Origin of the sequence: Yoonia sp. 67-2 (assembly GCF_035117555.1) — a bacterium.
Lineage (GTDB): Bacteria > Pseudomonadota > Alphaproteobacteria > Rhodobacterales > Rhodobacteraceae > Yoonia.
Map to the genome: position 1 here is coordinate 1 of NZ_JAYKPK010000013.1, position 15,849 is coordinate 15,849.

Sequence of the window (15,849 nt, forward strand, 5' to 3'; positions counted from 1 at the left end):
AACAGCAGAAAGCTTTCTGGGCTTCATCGATATCGTTTCGATCCGCCTCTGGCTGCGTCTTTTGTCAACATGACCTAATAATTTCTCTTGTTTCACAATTGGCTGCATATACAGAGGAAGGTACGCCTCTCGCCCCCGCGGTCTTCATTTGCAACTCAATTGACGAATTAATTGGAATGGCGGGAACCGGCGAACGAGTTTCACTCTCGGAAACTGTAGATACCGTAGATGCAGCTGTACAGATACTGAAGTATGCAGCCCCACTTTGTACCGGAGGGTGGAATATATATGTCGAACGCTTGACTGACGGTCGACAATGCAAGTTTGGGGTATTCTCCGGTCCCAATGACCCGTCTTCGTTGAGTGTAGACCAGCTCGTACTTGGAGACCTTGACCCTAGCTTTCCTGTCCTGAGAATTTCTCAGAATGTCGTTAACAAGGTTGAAGTCCGAGTAGGATCAACAGAAGCTATTGAATTCCGCTTCAATGACGATATTGATGCGGATATTTACGAAGCACGTTCGAACATTCAGAAGCTTGCCAGATCCAGTACAAGATCCGCTCCAGATAAAACTGGCGCTTTCTGCGAATTTATGGAAAGATTATTGGATCAATCAATCAAGAAGTCCCACGGCACACTGATCGCTGTTGTTCCTGCAGGAATCTCAAAAATCCCAGATGAGCTAACGGATGTTGTGAAGCTCGAGACTCCAATTGATCTTTTCGAGAGGTATCAATTGCATATCGACGAAGGGAAATCAGCAATTTCCGTCGGAAGGCTTCATGTTGCGCTGGAACTGTTGGCAGGTTTCGTCAACAGCGATGGAATAACCGTGCTTGGCTCTGACGGAAAGATCCTCGGCTACCGTGCATTTATATCCAGTAAGGAGGGCGTGGCTTCCGGCGGCGCGCGTTCGCGTGCTTTTGCAGCATTGTCTGCGTTAGTTGGAGGCTCACTAGAGTGCGCATTCTTCCGCTCGCAAGACGGAAGAATCGATGGAAAGTTTTCTGAAGAGGCAGTGAAATGACAAATAATATCGCGGTTTGGACAGAACCAACTGGGTCGATAGTGCCAAAGTCAGAAAGCGCACCAAACATAATTGTTACTGCTGCAATTGGGCTAGCCCCGAGAGAGCAAAGGCAGATTGTTGCAGCTTTTTCTTCCGAGTCGTATGAAATGGTATCAGGTTTTGTGCTTGGAAAAGCACTGGCTCAGTTAAAAAAGCAGCTTTCTACCCTTGGCATGGAATTCGTGGGCGAAATGCTTGGGCGGCAAGACATAAATGAAGACTCAGTCCCGACATCGAGTATCTCTAACTTTGAAGCAATCCGCCTAGCACAAGATCTTGGCATTATTGGCTCGACAGATGCGATGAGGTTAGTTCATCAGACGGAACTGATAGCGCACTTTGACAGCCTGAACCCTGCGGACGCTGAGACAGAGGAAATGACTAAGGAGGAGGCGGTCAGCTTCTTGAGGACTTGCGTTAACGCCGTTCTAGGTCGAACTGACAATGAAGCGCCTACCCAATTTGTTGAGTTCAGATCCGCTCTCGAAACTAGCACCTTTAAGGCAACAGACACGTCCGTTCAGGCTTTGCTAGCAGCACCATATTTTTTTAAAAGAACGACCCTCAGCATCCTCCTTTCAAACGTTAAAACGAAATCTAGCGCACAGTACGAGCACACTTTGGGGAACATCGTTGTAATTGTGCCTACAATCTGGCACCAGTTGCGCGACGCGGAGAAGTGGGCAATCGGGCAGTCGTATGCCGAAGCGGTCAATGCAGGGCGAACACCCGCAGTCACGGCAATGAAGAAAGCTTTGATGGCGATTCAAGGCTTTGACTTCGTTCCTGAAACCCTTAGGTCGCAAACATTTTCTGCGGCGGCTTCAGCAATCATCAATGCGCATACTGAAGCGAACAACTATTACAACGAACCCTCGGCTGTCTCTGCTTTAGTAAAACTTGGTTCGACAATTCCCTGGCCAGCATTCCCCATTTGCATGTCGTCGGTTTGTGCTGTTTTTCTTGGAAATAGCTATGGCAATACGTGGGCAGCGGAAAGTGACGTGGTTGGCTTGATGAAGCGGCTGACCGCCAATCAATGGAATTACTACTTTAACGAATGCCTGCCAAATGATCAGTTAATTTTACAAAAGCTTGCGAGGAATGAGAAACCCTTGGAGCGGTGGTTCATGCTCTTCAATTATTTTGACTTTTCTGGAGTTGCCGCGAAAGACAAGGACATGGAACGTTTGATCAAGGCGTCAATTGGCAAGGACCGCTTGGCTGTTAAGAAGATCGCCCAGAAAATGATCGACGCCTCTAGATTGGGGAAGTAAACGCCTCAAGCTGGGTACGTAGTGAGCAATACATAACCCTAGATGTCGGCCATACGCCTAAGCCAGCGTGAGTAGGACGAATAACGTCATAAAAAATCAATTCCACACCTGCTTGGCGTATTCCCTCCCAAGCTAGCCTCTATTCCCGTTTCCGCAGCGCCCGCCACATCGGCGCTATCTTCTTGCGTGTCGTACTTTCCTCAGGGGTTTCGTCGCTGGTCGAGGTCTGGGCAAACTAGTCCTGAACCTTAATGGTCGGCTCTGCCTCTCTGACAGCGTCGAGGCAGAGCTGACGATTAATCGTATCGGCGCAACGTAAGAAGGCACGAAAATGGGGCCAGATCACCCCCATTCGGTATCCGTGGGTGGCGCTCCCTTCTCAGATGACCGCCACCCTGCGCCACCCCTCCACCCTTGCCTGCATGCATCACTTGCGCTGGGCGCGGATCTACGCGTCATGGGATGACAAATGAAGGGTGAGTTGCATGGTCAACCGATTACGTTTGAACGAGAAATCCGTCCGTGAGGCCGAGCCAGTCAAGGGGCGGGACTATCAGATATTCGACACGGATGTGCGCGGTTTCGCCGTATGCGTTTACCGATCCGGCAGCCGGGCCTTTACGATCGACTATCGCCATGCCGGCCGGCAGCGTCGGATGACAATCGGGCGCTGGCCGGAATGGTCGGCGACAGCTGCGCGCGAACGCGCGAAGGAACTACGACGCGAAATCGATGCCGGAGGCGATCCACTGGGCCAAAAAGAGACGGGCCGTGATGCCCCCCGGTTCAAGGATTTGATCGATCGCTACACCGAGGTGCATCTGCCACACCTCTCCCCCACCAACGCCTCTGACCAGAAATCAATGCTGGCGAAGATGGTGGCGCCGGACTGGGGCAACAAGCTGGTGGCGGAGATCACGCCCTATGATGTCGAAAAGCTGCTGAACAAGGTGGCCGCTGGTCGGGCGCGGCCATCAAAGGCCAAGCCGAACAATCGGGCACGCAAGCTGCAAGGAGCGAAGCCCACACCAGTGCGCGCAAACCGGACCGGTGAAGTGCTGCGCAAGATGTTCACCTATGCTGTTAGCTGGGGCTGGCGCGGTGACAATCCCGCTGCCAGTTTCCGTCGCCGGATCGAAAACCCGCGCGAACGCTTCCTGAACCACGCCGAGATCCGCAAGCTGGCCGAGGCGTTGGAAGCAGCAGAGGATCGCCGCGCTGCCGATATCATCCGCCTGTGCATGTTGACCGGTGCACGCGTCGGCGAGGTGCGGCAGGCCCGGTTCGAACATTTCAACCTCGAGTATCTGAGCTGGTCGAAGCCTGCCAGCATGACCAAGCAACGCAAGATCCACCGGTTGCCGATCTCGGACGAGGCCGCGGCGATTGTGCGCCAGCGCCAGTTGCTGGTGCCGCGCGGCTGCACTCTGCTTTTTCCAGGTGATGTGCCAGGCCAGCCGGTCAAGGAAATCCGCCGGTTCTGGGCCAGGATCCAGAAAGAGGTCGAAATTCCCGATGTGCGTATCCACGACCTGCGCCATACCTTCGCGTCCCTGCTGGTCAGCGGCGGCGCGTCGCTAGAAATGATCGGCAAGCTGCTCGGCCACAGCCAGATGCAAACAACCCAGCGCTATGCGCATTTGATGGATTCACCGTTACGGGCTGGTGTTGATGCCGTTGCCAGCGCGTTTCGACCTCGACCAAAACTGGTGCGGGGTGCCGAAGACCTGAAGAAATCGGCTTGATGTTATCGCATTCCTAGGAAACTGGCAGGTTGACGGTGTAATCATGAAACGACCAGAAGCGGTTAGTACCCCTCGACCGAGATACCTTGTTCACCAATCGTGATATCGACGCCACTGCGGCGGCTTTCCTGATAATACAGGTAACCCACGACAAGGAGACCGACGACCAGAAGGCCGATGAGCAGATACAACGTGTTGCGGTTCATGTTGGTGTTTCCGTCCTGAGAGTAATGCTGAACCAAGCTCTATGCCTGATGGACCCACATCACCATCAGTATCGTCATAGCCGCTATCACAGCTCCGTTTTGAGAACAGGCACACGGGCCGACCTGACCCTTTATCGCACTGTTCACGCAAAGATTGATGCTGGAAGAGATCGGTCGGGTTTGGCGAGGATCGGCACGGCAGCTGAGCCGCGGGGCCGTTATTAACAGGATCCCCGCAGCGCTTTCCAGATCGGGGTCAGCCGGCGCCGGATCGTACGTTCGTCCGGCACCTCGCCGCCATCGTCATGGGCGACAAACCACTCCTGCACTTCACCCACCCATTCGGCTTGAGTCGCCGGCAGACCCTGATCGTGAATCCGCACCATCAGGGTGATGTACATCCCTTCCCAGTCATACCGCGCGGTCGAGCCGATATGCGAGGCAGGTCGGCGCAGCAAATCGCACTCGGTCTCAAACCGGCGCACTTCGTCTGCCATGATCAGCAGATCGGCAAGTGTGACTTTAATCCCCGGACTATCTGTAATCATAACCCACTCGTCATGGTCCCTCGGCCGAATACGGCGCAGGGTGCTCTTGGTTGGACCGGTACCGCAACGACGGAACATCTGCATGATGTCCGTGACCGAGACCACGACATAGCCAGCGATGATCTGCCGCCCCCGCGCCACCGGCGGGATCGCTGTGCAAATGTCGAAGCGCCCGACAGAGGCCCAGCCTGCAATGTCGGCCAAGGTGCAATCCCATCGGGCCGCGGCTTCGTGCAACGTAAAATAAACGCGGGGTGGTAATGCCATGCCTCAACTCCTTTTTTTATGATTAAAAACAGGCCGTCGCGCCGCGCCCCCATCGGGGCGGCCTATCGCCTGGTCGCCAACTAAATCGGTCGTTAGCCGGGTGGGTTTGCGGCAACAAAAAGCTGCAGAGGCAAGACCAGGTGCAATCTCATCATGCTCTCAATCATCCCTGCCCTCGTTGTTCTGGCGGCGTTAACCACGACTCTCCTTAAGGATGAAACGCGGAACAAAACAGAAACGCAATCAATCTCCGTTGTTGACATGAAAGCAGTTGCGGCGACTCGGGCAGACCGCAGGCGGCCAGCTCACAAAGCCCAATAAAATTTGGGGTGGCACTGGTCCTGACAAATGACCGCCACCCTGCGCCACCCCGCCACCCCTGCCGGTCTGCTCTCGTTGCCCGGCGACATTTGCCCATTCCGGGCGACGCTTTGGAGGCAGCGATGAATCAATTAGCAAGTGAACAAACAACAGCCGATGCAGCCCTGCTGTCGGGCTGGATTACCCGCAAAGACCTGGCCAGCGAGCTGAGCCTGACGACCGACACGCTCGGGCGCTGGGAGGCCCGCCGCTTCGGTCCGCCCTGTGTTCGTGCCGGGCGCATGGTGCTTTATCGCCGTCGGGCCGTGCAGGACTGGTTGGCAGCGCAGGAAATGCCGCGAACCAAAGTTGCGGGAGGGCGGAAATGACCCAACTGCTGTCCCATCCCCCCTTTGTTCCATGCTCAACCGCAGATGACTGGATGCACGACCGGCTGACCGAAGCGCGCGGCATTCTGGCCGACATGGCCCAGCATCCGGACACGCTGGTCATCTTTGCTGCGCGTGTTGTCATCAGCCGGACCGACGATACCGCTGAATATGCAGATACGGTCGCTCTGCTGCAGAAGTTGGACCCACGGTCGGTGCCAGCTGTCGATACCACTGCTCAAGTCGATGCCACGGCCGCAGGCAACGCGTCTTTCATTTCTGTCGCAGCACCCTGCCCGAACGGCGGTGCCGCATGAACCGGCGCAGCACACCCGAGGCCGATGCCCAGCGCACCATCGTACAAGCCTTGCGCTTCGCCCTGCCCCGCGATGCCATCGTGCATCACTGCGCCAATGAGGTGACCGAGGCCGGACCCCTTGGCGCCCGCCGTCAGGCCATTCTTGTCGGCATGGGGGTGCATGCGGGCTTTGCCGATCTGATCGTGATCTCCGGCGGCCGCGTGCTGTTTCTGGAGGTCAAAAGCGAAACCGGTCGGTTGCGCAAATCGCAAGAGGTGTTCCGCGACAATGTTTGCGCACAGGGCTTTGGCTGGGCGCTGGTACGCTCGGTTGACGATGCGCTGGGCGCATTGGCGAACAACGGGTTCACCAGCCGCGTGCAGATGCCCGCACGGAGGGCGGCGCGATGAGCCATGCCGCCACCAACTGGGCGATCCAGCGGCGCGGGTTGAAGCCGACAACCAAGATCGTGCTGTGGCACCTTTGCGACCGGTTCAATCCCGACTTCGGCTGTTTCCCGTCGCAGCACAGGCTGGCCCACGATTGTGAGATCAGCCGGTCCACCCTGAACGAGCATCTCGACCGGTTGGAGGCGGCAAAACTGCTGCGCCGTGTGCCGCGTATCGATCCGGTGACCAAGCGCCAGCTGCCAACACGCTACATCCTGGGCTTCGAGAAGGGCTTTGCACCACATGATCCCGCGCCATGTCCGGAAACCGGACACGGCGATTTGCCCTTCGATGACGTGGCTGAAACCGCACCAGAAATTGCTGCGCCCAGCGCCGCTGCAGCCGAGCCGTGTCCGGAAATCACACACGGCAATACCCAAAAAGCCGTGTCCGGATTTTGCCCTGACCCGTGTCCGGAAAATGCCCAAAGCCGTGTCCGGAATCCGGACACTAACCTTGTAAGAGAACCACTAAGTAAACCAGTAAAGGAGGAGGAGAACGCAGCTGCGCGCGATTCCGGATTTGACCGGTTCTTTGCAGAGCTCATCTCGGCGCTGGGCTTTGCCCCGGACGCCACCCTGCCCGCCTGGTGGCAGGGCTGGCCAGCGCAGGTCCACGTCCGCCGCTGGATCAACGACCTTGGGCTGACCCAAGCGCGGATCCTCGAGGTCGCGGCTGAGAGCCGGACAGACCATCCCACGCCACCAGACGGGCCCAAGGCGCTTGACCGGTTCATGGAACGTGCGGCTGGGCGCGATGCGCAGGCAGCCACCACCACCGCCAAGGGAGCGTTGCGCAAACGGCGGCGCGATCGGGATGCGACGCCCCCACCCAGCGATGATGAACTTGCAGCGTTCTACGCCCGCATGGTCAACGCGGACGGCTACCTGCCGGTCAGCGCGATCAGCAACCGCATCCGCGACCTGATGCTGGCGCGTGGCCTCGTCACACCCGAACGCCTCCGGATGCGAGGTGTCCGATGACCCTGCATCGTCGCATTGGAAACACCGCCGGGACGCGTGTAAAGCGCGCGCTGGGCGTGCAAGCCGCACTGGAATGGGCGTTCCGCGTGGAGAAGGCGCAGCTGGAACTGCCACCACGAGCAGACGTGACCGAGGAAGGATACGGCTTCGGCCTCGAATACGTTCTGATGCAGCGGGCAGCACTTGGCTGCAAAGTGGATGGCGGCCAGCACAAGCGAGGCAGTTACACCCACCCCGACGCAGAGGTCATTGCCGCCATCCTTGCCGGTCTGCCAGACAGTTTGGGCGGCATCCGCATGGCACTCCGCGTCGTGGAACTCGCCCGCGCAGGTCTTACCCCCGACTGGATGCCCGGCGCCACACCACGCTGCGTGCCCGTGGAAACACGGCAAAACCAGCACGGCGTCCGGTCTGTCACAATCGTTGTCGATACCGAGCGTGTGCTAACGCGCGGCAAGTGGCGGACGGTAGATGTTCTGGCTTGCCCCGTCACCTGGCGGCCGCATCCGGAGCAGATCGCATCTGCGCGGAAGGGGTATGAAGATTGGTGGCAGGCGTTGGATTGGGTGCGGGATGCGCTGGCGGTTGCAGGGGTGCTGCGGGAGGTCGAGGTGACAGGGGTAATGCCTAAGGTGCGGCCGTGGGGTCGGTGATGCCCGAAGGCTTCTTATGTCTGGATTTCAGCTTCCGGCTGCAATACGGTCCTGAAAAATCTCTAAAGGGGCAATTTGTTTAATGGCATCAACCGATAGCGCGTCCGATCTTGGCATCGAAGCCAGCCTCTTCAAAACAGCCGATAAGCTGCGCGGCAACATGGAGCCATCGGACTACAAGCATGTCGCGCTTGGCCTCATCTTCCTCAAGCATATTTCCGACAGCTTTGAACTCAAGCGCCAAGAACTGCTGGCCGAATACCCCGAAGGTGCGGAAGACCCCGACGAATATCTCGCTGAAAACGTGTTCTGGGTGCCGGCAGAGGCGCGCTGGTCGCACCTGCAAGCAAGCGCTAAGCAGCCTACCATCGGCAAATCGATCGACGAAGCGATGATCGCCATTGAGAAGGTCAACCCGACCCTCAAAGGTGTGTTGCCCAAGGACTATGGCCGCCCCGCGCTGAACGCTGTCATGCTTGGTGAGTTGATCGACCTGATTTCAGGCATCGCGATGGGTGAGGGCAAGGACAAAGCGCGCGACCTTCTGGGCCGTGTCTATGAATATTTCCTTGGCCAGTTCGCAGGCTCCGAAGGCAAGCGCGGTGGCGAGTTCTACACGCCGCGATCCGTCGTGCGCACGATGGTGGAAATGCTGGAACCCTACAAAGGCCGCATCTATGACCCTTGTTGCGGATCAGGCGGCATGTTCGTGCAGTCGGAAAAGTTCGTCGAGGCGCATGGCGGCCGTCTGGGCGACATCGCCATCTACGGGCAGGAAAGCAACTACACCACGTGGCGGTTAGCCAAGATGAACCTTGCCGTGCGCGGCATTGATGCCGACATCAAATGGAACTCCGAAGGCACCTTCCACAAGAACGAACTGCCCGACCTCCGCGCTGACGTGATCCTCGCCAACCCGCCTTTCAACATCTCGGACTGGGGCGGCGAGCGGCTGCGCGAGGATGGCCGCTGGAAATACGGCACGCCCCCTGCTGGCAATGCCAACTACGCGTGGTTGCAGCATATCCTGCACCATCTGGCGCCGTCCGGCACCGCAGGCGTGGTGCTGGCCAACGGCTCCATGTCCTCCACCCAATCGGGCGAGGGTGAGATGCGCAAAGCCATGATCGAGGGCGAGGTGGTTGACTGCATGATCGCCCTGCCGGGGCAGCTGTTCTATTCCACCCAGATCCCGGCCTGCCTGTGGTTTCTGGCCAAGGATAAGTCGAACGGCATTGCGCGCGACCGCAAGCTGCGCGACCGGCGCGGTGAGGTGCTGTTCATCGACGCCCGCAAGCTGGGCTTTATGGTGGACCGCACACGCAAAGAGTTTTCCGACGCTGACATCGCGCAGATCGCCGAGACCTACCACGCATGGCGATTGGGTGAGGGCTATGCCGACGTGCCAGGTTATTGCAAATCGGCGAGCCTCGAGGAGATCCGGTCCCACGGCCACGTCCTAACCCCGGGCCGCTATGTCGGGGCAGAGGCGACGGAAGAGGACGAGACGCCCTTTGCCGAACGCTTCGCGGGTTTGCAGGATCAACTGGAGGAGCAGTTTACCGAGGCTGAAACTCTCACTGCGACTATCCGCACGCGGCTGGCGGGGGTTGGGTTTTGAGCGTCGAGGAACTATTCGGCGAACTGCCCAAAGGCTGGGATTACCGGACCTTGGGGGAGGTATGTGCACAAGGCGGAGGTGCTGTTCAAACTGGGCCATTTGGAAGTCAGCTTCACGCCGCAGACTATGTGCCAGTCGGCATCCCATCGATCATGCCGCAGAACATCGGCGATAATCGGATTTCGGCAGATGGGATTGCGCGCATCACTATGGCGGATGCTGAACGCCTCTCTAAATACCGCGTGAAACCGGGCGACATCGTTTACAGCCGACGCGGTGATGTTGAACGCCGCGCTCTCGTGCGCGATAGCGAGGATGGCTGGCTATGTGGGACTGGTTGCCTCCGTGTTCGACTTGGCGACGGGCCAGTCGATCCGATTTTTGCAGCGTTTTATCTTGGTGCCGCGGAGACACGGGAATGGATTGTGCGACACGCCCACGGGGCGACGATGCCCAATCTCAATACATCTATCCTTTCAGCATGTCCGATGATCGTTCCCCCGCTCCCCGAACAACGCGCCATTGCCGCCACCCTTGGGGCACTGGATGACAAGATCGAGTTGAACCGAAAGATGAACGCCACGCTGGAGGCCATGGCGCGGGCGTTGTTCCGCGACTGGTTCGTCGATTTCGGCCCTACCCGCGCCAAGATGGAAGGCCGCGCCGCCTACCTCTCCCCCGGCCTCTGGTCGCTGTTCCCCGAGCGGCTGGACGACGAGGGCAAACCGGAGGGGTGGGAGGAGAAAGGATTACTCCGTTTGGCAAACCTAATTTCAGGCGGTACCCCAAAAACTGACAACGCAGAGTTTTGGAATGGTAATGTTCCATGGGCGAGCGCAAAGGACGTCAGCCAATGTAAGGATACGTTTTTGATCGAAACTGATCGAAGCATTTCCGAGAATGGGCTCCGGAACAGCGCGACCAAGATTATTCCTAGGTATGCGACTGTGGTCGTAGCACGCGGGGCGACGACTGGCAGAAGCTGCATGTTCGGCTCAGACATAGCAATGAATCAAACTTGCTACGCGCTCACGTCTCGAAGTGGCCAGCCATTCTGGCTGAATTGTGCATTTCGCGAGTTGGTCGACCGGCTTGTGAATGCTGCCCATGGGTCTGTGTTTGACACGATAACTACTCGCACCATTGAAGCGGTTTCTTTAATTGAAGGCCCCAAGGAGTTGCGCGACGAGTTCGAGCACACCGTGGCACCATTGTTCCTACGAGTGCTTGCGAACGTAATCGAAACCCGCACTCTCGCACAGACCCGCGACCTCCTGCTGCCGCGCCTGATGTCAGGGGAGTTGCGGGTGGCCGATGCCGAACAGATTGTAAGGGACGTTGCGTGAAGTCCAGAATTGATGTCCTGCGAAAGCTGTATGCCGAGTCAACGCGCAACGATCTTTTTGAGGTCATCGAGCGGCAGGAGGACCTTTTCCTGCGCAGCGCTGATCGAGAGCTTGATAACTTTGTGAAGCCCGTCTTCGAACGCTTGCTTCTACGACGATCGCTGAGTGATCTGCAAGAAAGTGACGCGTGGCCGTACGCCGGATCATTGAGTGATGCTGGCTTTCTCAGCCATTTTTTCTGGGCAAAGTATGAGACTGATTATGGGTTGTATTGGGACACTGCATTTGAGGGGGTGATTAGGGAGGAATGCATTCGCTGCCTCGGCCATCCTGAAAACTGGGATGATTTTCAGTTTGACCTTTTCATGGAAGCCTGCGGCGTTGAAGAAGTGACCGTATCGGTCCCAACCTCTGTTGCGGCTTGGGCTGCAAGAAGTCTTTATCTCAAGGTATATGACATCTTGCTCGATGGCGATATGGATACGATCAGGGGTTGGGGTGTCGATGTGGGTGGTCAGGATGATGACGACGACGACGAATGATTGAATACTGAGATTGATAAATAGTTTTTGGTAGGGTGAGTGCTTGCTCATTAAAAAACAAAGATTGAGGCTGTGCACTCTGTTGACCCATATGTAATTTTAGGAGAATGCCCATGCCCTTTGTCGTAAAGACGGGTTCGATTAACGCAAACATAGATGAAATCATCGAGGTTGTGGAAAAGCCCTTTTATGGTGGGAAGAATATTGTGGTGGGTGCAGAACTGTTTCTATGGTCATCCGAAACGCAAGGTGGCGTCGGCCTTTGGGGACGAGGGGTAGTAACCAACGTCGCGTTGGCTGATCCCAAGCTGTCTGTAAGAACTCGGATAACGCACCTGGCAAGCACAGCCAATTTCGGTCTGGAACAAATCGCTCCGCACCGCGATAGCACTACAAATGATCCAGTTGTTGGACTCGCGCGCAAGCTCTACAAACACTCGCACAATAAAATTGCACAGATCACAGATGACGAGGCTATTTTATTGCAACAATGTTTTGGATGAGGTGATAGCATGATCGGCTTTTCGTGCGGAGGAGTGGCGGTGTGATCAATGACCGAAATTCCGTAACATTTCAGACCAGCGACGAGATCATGTTGTCAGCGCTTAGGCCATGGGAGCTTGCAAAGCTTCAAGAATTGACCCGAAAAGTCATATTTCGTCTTTCGCGCATGCACGCGTCAGGTCTATTCCCAGAGCATACTTACGAAAGTATCTGGGGCGAATACTCGCATCACATACAGAACGGTCCTTTTGAAGGGTTTTCCAACCTGTTTGAGGATCTGGTCGATGACGTCTCTGAAGATATCGCAAACGAACTTCCAGAACATGAGAAACATCTGTTTGATGAAATCGCCACTGCATCGGGCGAACCAGGCGACAATCCCGGACTTGGCTATCTGTACGCGCAACTAAAAGAGGCAGTGAGCAGTCGTGCTAGTGCTCGCGACCTCAATCGCTATGCAGATGACTACAGATGGTACGAAAACTTGTAATTGACTAAGTTAAATTTGGAGAAAAAGAATGGCCACGCTGACAGAAGCTGAAGTCGAGGCTGTCCTCCTCGCGCAGTTGGGCGATCTAGGCTATACCTACCTGAACGATACGCTCTCTGGTCCCGATGGAAGCAGTCCTGAACGCGACGCATATTCCGACACGTTTCTCTCCGACCGCCTACGCGCAGCCATTACGCGTCTCAATCCAAATATTCCTGACGATGCCCGCGAGGATGCAATACGCAAGTTGCTGAGCGTCGAGCGTCCTTCGCTGATCGAAGAAAATCGTCGCCTGCACCGAGCCATGGTCGAGGGTGTACCAGTAGAATACCGCGCAAAGGATGGCAGCATCCGCGGCGATGCCGTGCGACTGCTCGACCCAGAGGACAAGCTGAACGATTGGCTGGCCATCACGCAGTTCACCGTGATCGAGAATGGCCACAACCGCCGCCCTGATGTGGTGGTGTTCCTGAATGGTCTGCCTGTCGGAGTGATCGAGGTGAAGAAACCCGGCGCAGAGAACGCAACACTCGGCGCAGCCTTCAACCAGTTACAAACCTACAAGGCACAAATCCCGTCGCTGTTTAGAGCCAATGCGGTGCTTGTGACGACCGATGGTATTCAGGCGCGCATCGGCTCGCTGACCGCTGATCTGGAACGTTTCATGCCGTGGCGCACGACAGATGGTGCCGATGTAGCCCCCAAAGGTGCACCGGAAATGTCAGTTCTGATTGAGGGGGTGTTCAACCGAGCGCGGTTGCTGTCACTGCTGCAGGACTTCACGGTGTTTGGCGACACGTCTGGTGGGATTGCCAAGATCATCGCGGGCTATCACCAGTTCCACGCCGTAAAGCGGGCCATCATCAGCACGGTCGACGCCAGCCGTTTCGAGGGCGACCGCAAGGCGGGCGTTATATGGCACACGCAGGGGTCAGGCAAAAGCCTGCTGATGGCCTTCTATGCCGGGCAGCTTGTGCGCGAACCTGCCATGGAGAACCCAACCATCGTTGTCGTCACCGACCGCAACGATCTGGATGACCAGTTGTTCGCAACTTTCGCAATGTGCCGGGATCTGATCCGCCAAACGCCGGTTCAGGCTGATAGCCGCGAGGACTTGCAGACTGCTCTGGCGCGGGCCTCTGGTGGCGTCGTCTTTACGACAATCCAGAAGTTCGCTCCCGAGAAAGGCGCGGCTTACCCATTGCTGACAGATCGCCGGAATGTGGTCGTCATTGCCGATGAAGCCCACCGCAGCCAGTACGGGTTCAAGGCGCGGATCGAGAAGACAGGCGAGATCGCCTACGGCTTTGCAAAGCACTTGCGGGATGCGCTGCCCAATGCGTCGTTCATCGGCTTTACCGGCACTCCAATTGAGCAAGATGACGTCAACACACCCGCTGTGTTCGGGCATTACATCGACGTCTATGATATCAGCCGTGCGGTTGAGGATGGTGCGACCGTCCCGCTCTATTATGAAAGCCGACTTGCACGAATCGAACTGCCAGATGAAGAAAAACCCAACGTCGATGCCGAGATCGAAGAACTGACCGAGGATGAAGCGGTCAGCGAGCAGGAACGGCTCAAGCGCAAATGGTCGACGGTCGAGGCACTTGTGGGCTCCGAGAAGCGTTTGGCCATGGTCGCGGGAGACCTCGTTGCGCATTTCGAAGCCCGCGTGCAGGCTATGGATGGCAAGGCGATGGTCGTTTGCATGAGCCGACGCATCTGCGTTGATCTTTATACCCAGATAGTAGCCCTGCGACCCGACTGGCACTCGGATGACGATGCGTCTGGCATAATCAAAATCGTGATGACTGGATCAGCCTCTGACCCTGAAGCTTGGCAACAGCATATCGGTGGCAAAGCGCGGCGTGATCTATTGGCAAAGCGGGCGAAGGATCCGGATGACTCGCTCCAGCTGGTGATCGTGCGTGATATGTGGCTGACAGGCTTTGACGCGCCGTCAATGCACACAATGTACATCGACAAGCCGATGCGCGGGCACGGGCTGATGCAAGCGATCGCACGCGTCAACCGCGTGTTTCGCGGCAAGCCTGCGGGCCTCATTGTGGATTACATCGGTGTTGCTCAGAACCTGAAATCTGCGCTGGGCCAGTATTCTAAGTCAGACCAAGAACAAGCAGGCATTGACGAGGCCGAAGCCGTTGCTGTGCTTCTGGAAAGACTGGATGTGGTTCGCGCCATGTTCCACGGGTTTGACTATTCCAAAGGACTGATCGGAACGCCGCACCAGCGGCTTGTCACCTTGGCAGAAGCCCTCGACTGGATCCTTGCTAAGCATGATGAGGCGGCTCAGCGGGAAACAGATAAAGAAGCAAAGAAGGCAGCGCACCGCAGGTATCAAGATGCCGTGCTGGGGCTGTCGAAGGCGTTTGCCCTGTCATCGGCAAGTGACACGGCCCGCGATGTGCGCGATGAAGTCGGCTTCTTTCAGACAGTACGCGCCGCAATGGTGAAGGCAGCCGATACGTCTGGACGGTCTGGTGCCGACCGTGACCTCGCCATCCGCCAGATTGTGAATGGCGCCGTCGCATCGACCGAAATTGTCGATATCCTCTCGGCCGCCGGACTTTCGTCGCCTGACATTTCGATCCTGTCGGACGAGTTTTTGGCCGAAGTTGGACAAATGGAAAAAAAGAACCTTGCTCTTGAGGCATTGAAAAAACTGCTGAATGACGAGATCAAATCGCGTAGCAAGTCGAATGTCATTGAAACGCGGAAGTTCTCAGAGCGCTTGGAAGAAGCGATATCGCGCTATCATACGAACGCCATCAGCACCGTAGAGGTATTGCAGGAACTGATTGCCCTAGCCAAGGAGGTACGGGCAGCTAGGAACCGTGGTGAAGAGTCTGGGCTGACGCCGGAAGAAATTGCCTTCTACGACGCGCTGGCAGACAATCAAAGTGCAGTCGATATTCTCGGCAATGACCAATTAAAGATTATTGCGCACGAACTTCTGACGGGCCTCAAAGCGAACGTGAGCATTGACTGGGCCCATCGCGATAGTGCACGGGCGCGTCTGCGCGTATTGGTAAAGCGGATCCTAAGGAAGTTCGGCTATCCGCCTGACTTGGAAGACGCTGCGGTCCGAGGCGTACTGGCGCAAGCGGAAGCTATGTTGTCTGAAATATCTGTGTAG

The 15,849-nt window shown here is 56.7% G+C and carries 16 protein-coding genes; 14 read left to right on the forward strand and 2 right to left on the reverse strand.

All coding sequences use genetic code 11. From position 1 onward, the window contains the following. The 3 genes from VOY09_RS16990 to VOY09_RS17000 form a co-directional block, all read left to right on the forward strand. A partial coding sequence (locus VOY09_RS16990) for a hypothetical protein (RefSeq protein WP_322895628.1) occupies window positions 1-1,028 on the forward strand: 1,028 nt, incomplete at its 5' end. Then, the gene (locus tag VOY09_RS16995; RefSeq protein WP_322895630.1) at window positions 1,025-2,347 is read left to right on the forward strand and encodes a hypothetical protein; all 1,323 of its coding nucleotides are present in this window, start codon (window positions 1,025-1,027) and stop codon (window positions 2,345-2,347) included. The genes VOY09_RS16990 and VOY09_RS16995, both read left to right, overlap by 4 nt. 485 nt (window positions 2,348-2,832) lie before the next feature. Then, the gene (locus VOY09_RS17000) at window positions 2,833-4,092 is read left to right on the forward strand and encodes a tyrosine-type recombinase/integrase (protein WP_322895632.1); all 1,260 of its coding nucleotides are present in this window, start codon (window positions 2,833-2,835) and stop codon (window positions 4,090-4,092) included. 62 nt (window positions 4,093-4,154) lie between these two features. Here VOY09_RS17000 and VOY09_RS17005 read toward each other — a convergent pair whose 3' ends face one another. Together VOY09_RS17005 and VOY09_RS17010 are read right to left on the reverse strand one after the other, a co-directional pair. Continuing rightward, window positions 4,155-4,298, reverse strand: a complete 144-nt coding sequence (locus tag VOY09_RS17005; protein ID WP_322895634.1) for a hypothetical protein — start codon at window positions 4,296-4,298, stop codon at window positions 4,155-4,157. A gap of 221 nt (window positions 4,299-4,519) precedes the next feature. Continuing rightward, a complete protein-coding gene (locus VOY09_RS17010; protein ID WP_322895636.1) occupies window positions 4,520-5,113 on the reverse strand; it encodes a hypothetical protein in 594 nt (197 codons plus the stop codon). Between the two features lie 443 nt (window positions 5,114-5,556). On the opposite strand from VOY09_RS17010, the gene VOY09_RS17015 reads away from it, so the two are divergent. The 11 genes from VOY09_RS17015 (at window position 5,557) to VOY09_RS17065 (ending at window position 15,849) form a co-directional block, all read left to right on the forward strand. Next, a complete protein-coding gene (locus tag VOY09_RS17015) occupies window positions 5,557-5,802 on the forward strand; it encodes a transcriptional regulator (protein WP_322895638.1) in 246 nt (81 codons plus the stop codon). After that, window positions 5,799-6,119, forward strand: coding sequence for a hypothetical protein (locus VOY09_RS17020; RefSeq protein WP_322895640.1), 321 nt, complete (start codon window positions 5,799-5,801; stop codon window positions 6,117-6,119). Before VOY09_RS17015 ends, VOY09_RS17020 begins: the two co-directional genes overlap by 4 nt. Further along, a complete protein-coding gene (locus VOY09_RS17025; RefSeq protein WP_322895642.1) occupies window positions 6,116-6,511 on the forward strand; it encodes a VRR-NUC domain-containing protein in 396 nt (131 codons plus the stop codon). The genes VOY09_RS17020 and VOY09_RS17025 overlap by 4 nt, the downstream gene beginning before the upstream one ends. After that, window positions 6,508-7,533: a helix-turn-helix domain-containing protein gene (locus VOY09_RS17030; protein ID WP_322895644.1), complete on the forward strand. Its 1,026-nt coding sequence runs from the start codon at window positions 6,508-6,510 to the stop codon at window positions 7,531-7,533. Before VOY09_RS17025 ends, VOY09_RS17030 begins: the two co-directional genes overlap by 4 nt. Next, window positions 7,530-8,186 (forward strand): hypothetical protein, encoded by a 657-nt coding sequence (locus tag VOY09_RS17035; RefSeq protein ID WP_322895646.1) that lies wholly within the window; start codon window positions 7,530-7,532, stop codon window positions 8,184-8,186. Before VOY09_RS17030 ends, VOY09_RS17035 begins: the two co-directional genes overlap by 4 nt. A gap of 82 nt (window positions 8,187-8,268) precedes the next feature. Further along, window positions 8,269-9,807, forward strand: coding sequence for a class I SAM-dependent DNA methyltransferase (locus VOY09_RS17040; RefSeq protein ID WP_322895648.1), 1,539 nt, complete (start codon window positions 8,269-8,271; stop codon window positions 9,805-9,807). Continuing rightward, the gene (locus VOY09_RS17045) at window positions 9,804-11,153 is read left to right on the forward strand and encodes a restriction endonuclease subunit S (protein ID WP_322895650.1); all 1,350 of its coding nucleotides are present in this window, start codon (window positions 9,804-9,806) and stop codon (window positions 11,151-11,153) included. The genes VOY09_RS17040 and VOY09_RS17045 overlap by 4 nt, the downstream gene beginning before the upstream one ends. Continuing rightward, entirely contained in the window at window positions 11,150-11,695 is a 546-nt protein-coding gene (locus VOY09_RS17050) for a hypothetical protein (protein WP_322895652.1), read from the forward strand. The genes VOY09_RS17045 and VOY09_RS17050 overlap by 4 nt, the downstream gene beginning before the upstream one ends. A 113-nt stretch (window positions 11,696-11,808) precedes the next feature. After that, a complete protein-coding gene (locus VOY09_RS17055) occupies window positions 11,809-12,198 on the forward strand; it encodes a hypothetical protein (RefSeq protein WP_322895654.1) in 390 nt (129 codons plus the stop codon). Between the two features lie 41 nt (window positions 12,199-12,239). Beyond that, complete coding sequence (locus VOY09_RS17060) at window positions 12,240-12,689, forward strand: hypothetical protein (RefSeq protein WP_322895656.1); 450 nt, start codon at window positions 12,240-12,242, stop codon at window positions 12,687-12,689. Between the two features lie 28 nt (window positions 12,690-12,717). Then, window positions 12,718-15,849, forward strand: coding sequence for a type I restriction endonuclease subunit R (locus tag VOY09_RS17065; protein ID WP_322895658.1), 3,132 nt, complete (start codon window positions 12,718-12,720; stop codon window positions 15,847-15,849).

Excerpts from the sequence above, each read along its gene's own strand:
- VOY09_RS16995 (WP_322895630.1), top strand. The coding sequence starts at position 1,025 with ATGACAAATAATATCGCGGTTTGGACAGAACCAACTGGGTCGATAGTG.
- VOY09_RS17000 (WP_322895632.1), top strand. The coding sequence starts at position 2,833 with ATGGTCAACCGATTACGTTTGAACGAGAAATCCGTCCGTGAGGCCGAG.
- VOY09_RS17005 (WP_322895634.1), bottom strand. The coding sequence starts at position 4,298 with ATGAACCGCAACACGTTGTATCTGCTCATCGGCCTTCTGGTCGTCGGT.
- VOY09_RS17010 (WP_322895636.1), bottom strand. The coding sequence starts at position 5,113 with ATGGCATTACCACCCCGCGTTTATTTTACGTTGCACGAAGCCGCGGCC.
- VOY09_RS17015 (WP_322895638.1), top strand. The coding sequence starts at position 5,557 with ATGAATCAATTAGCAAGTGAACAAACAACAGCCGATGCAGCCCTGCTG.
- VOY09_RS17020 (WP_322895640.1), top strand. The coding sequence starts at position 5,799 with ATGACCCAACTGCTGTCCCATCCCCCCTTTGTTCCATGCTCAACCGCA.
- VOY09_RS17025 (WP_322895642.1), top strand. The coding sequence starts at position 6,116 with ATGAACCGGCGCAGCACACCCGAGGCCGATGCCCAGCGCACCATCGTA.
- VOY09_RS17030 (WP_322895644.1), top strand. The coding sequence starts at position 6,508 with ATGAGCCATGCCGCCACCAACTGGGCGATCCAGCGGCGCGGGTTGAAG.
- VOY09_RS17035 (WP_322895646.1), top strand. The coding sequence starts at position 7,530 with ATGACCCTGCATCGTCGCATTGGAAACACCGCCGGGACGCGTGTAAAG.
- VOY09_RS17040 (WP_322895648.1), top strand. The coding sequence starts at position 8,269 with ATGGCATCAACCGATAGCGCGTCCGATCTTGGCATCGAAGCCAGCCTC.
- VOY09_RS17055 (WP_322895654.1), top strand. The coding sequence starts at position 11,809 with ATGCCCTTTGTCGTAAAGACGGGTTCGATTAACGCAAACATAGATGAA.
- VOY09_RS17065 (WP_322895658.1), top strand. The coding sequence starts at position 12,718 with ATGGCCACGCTGACAGAAGCTGAAGTCGAGGCTGTCCTCCTCGCGCAG.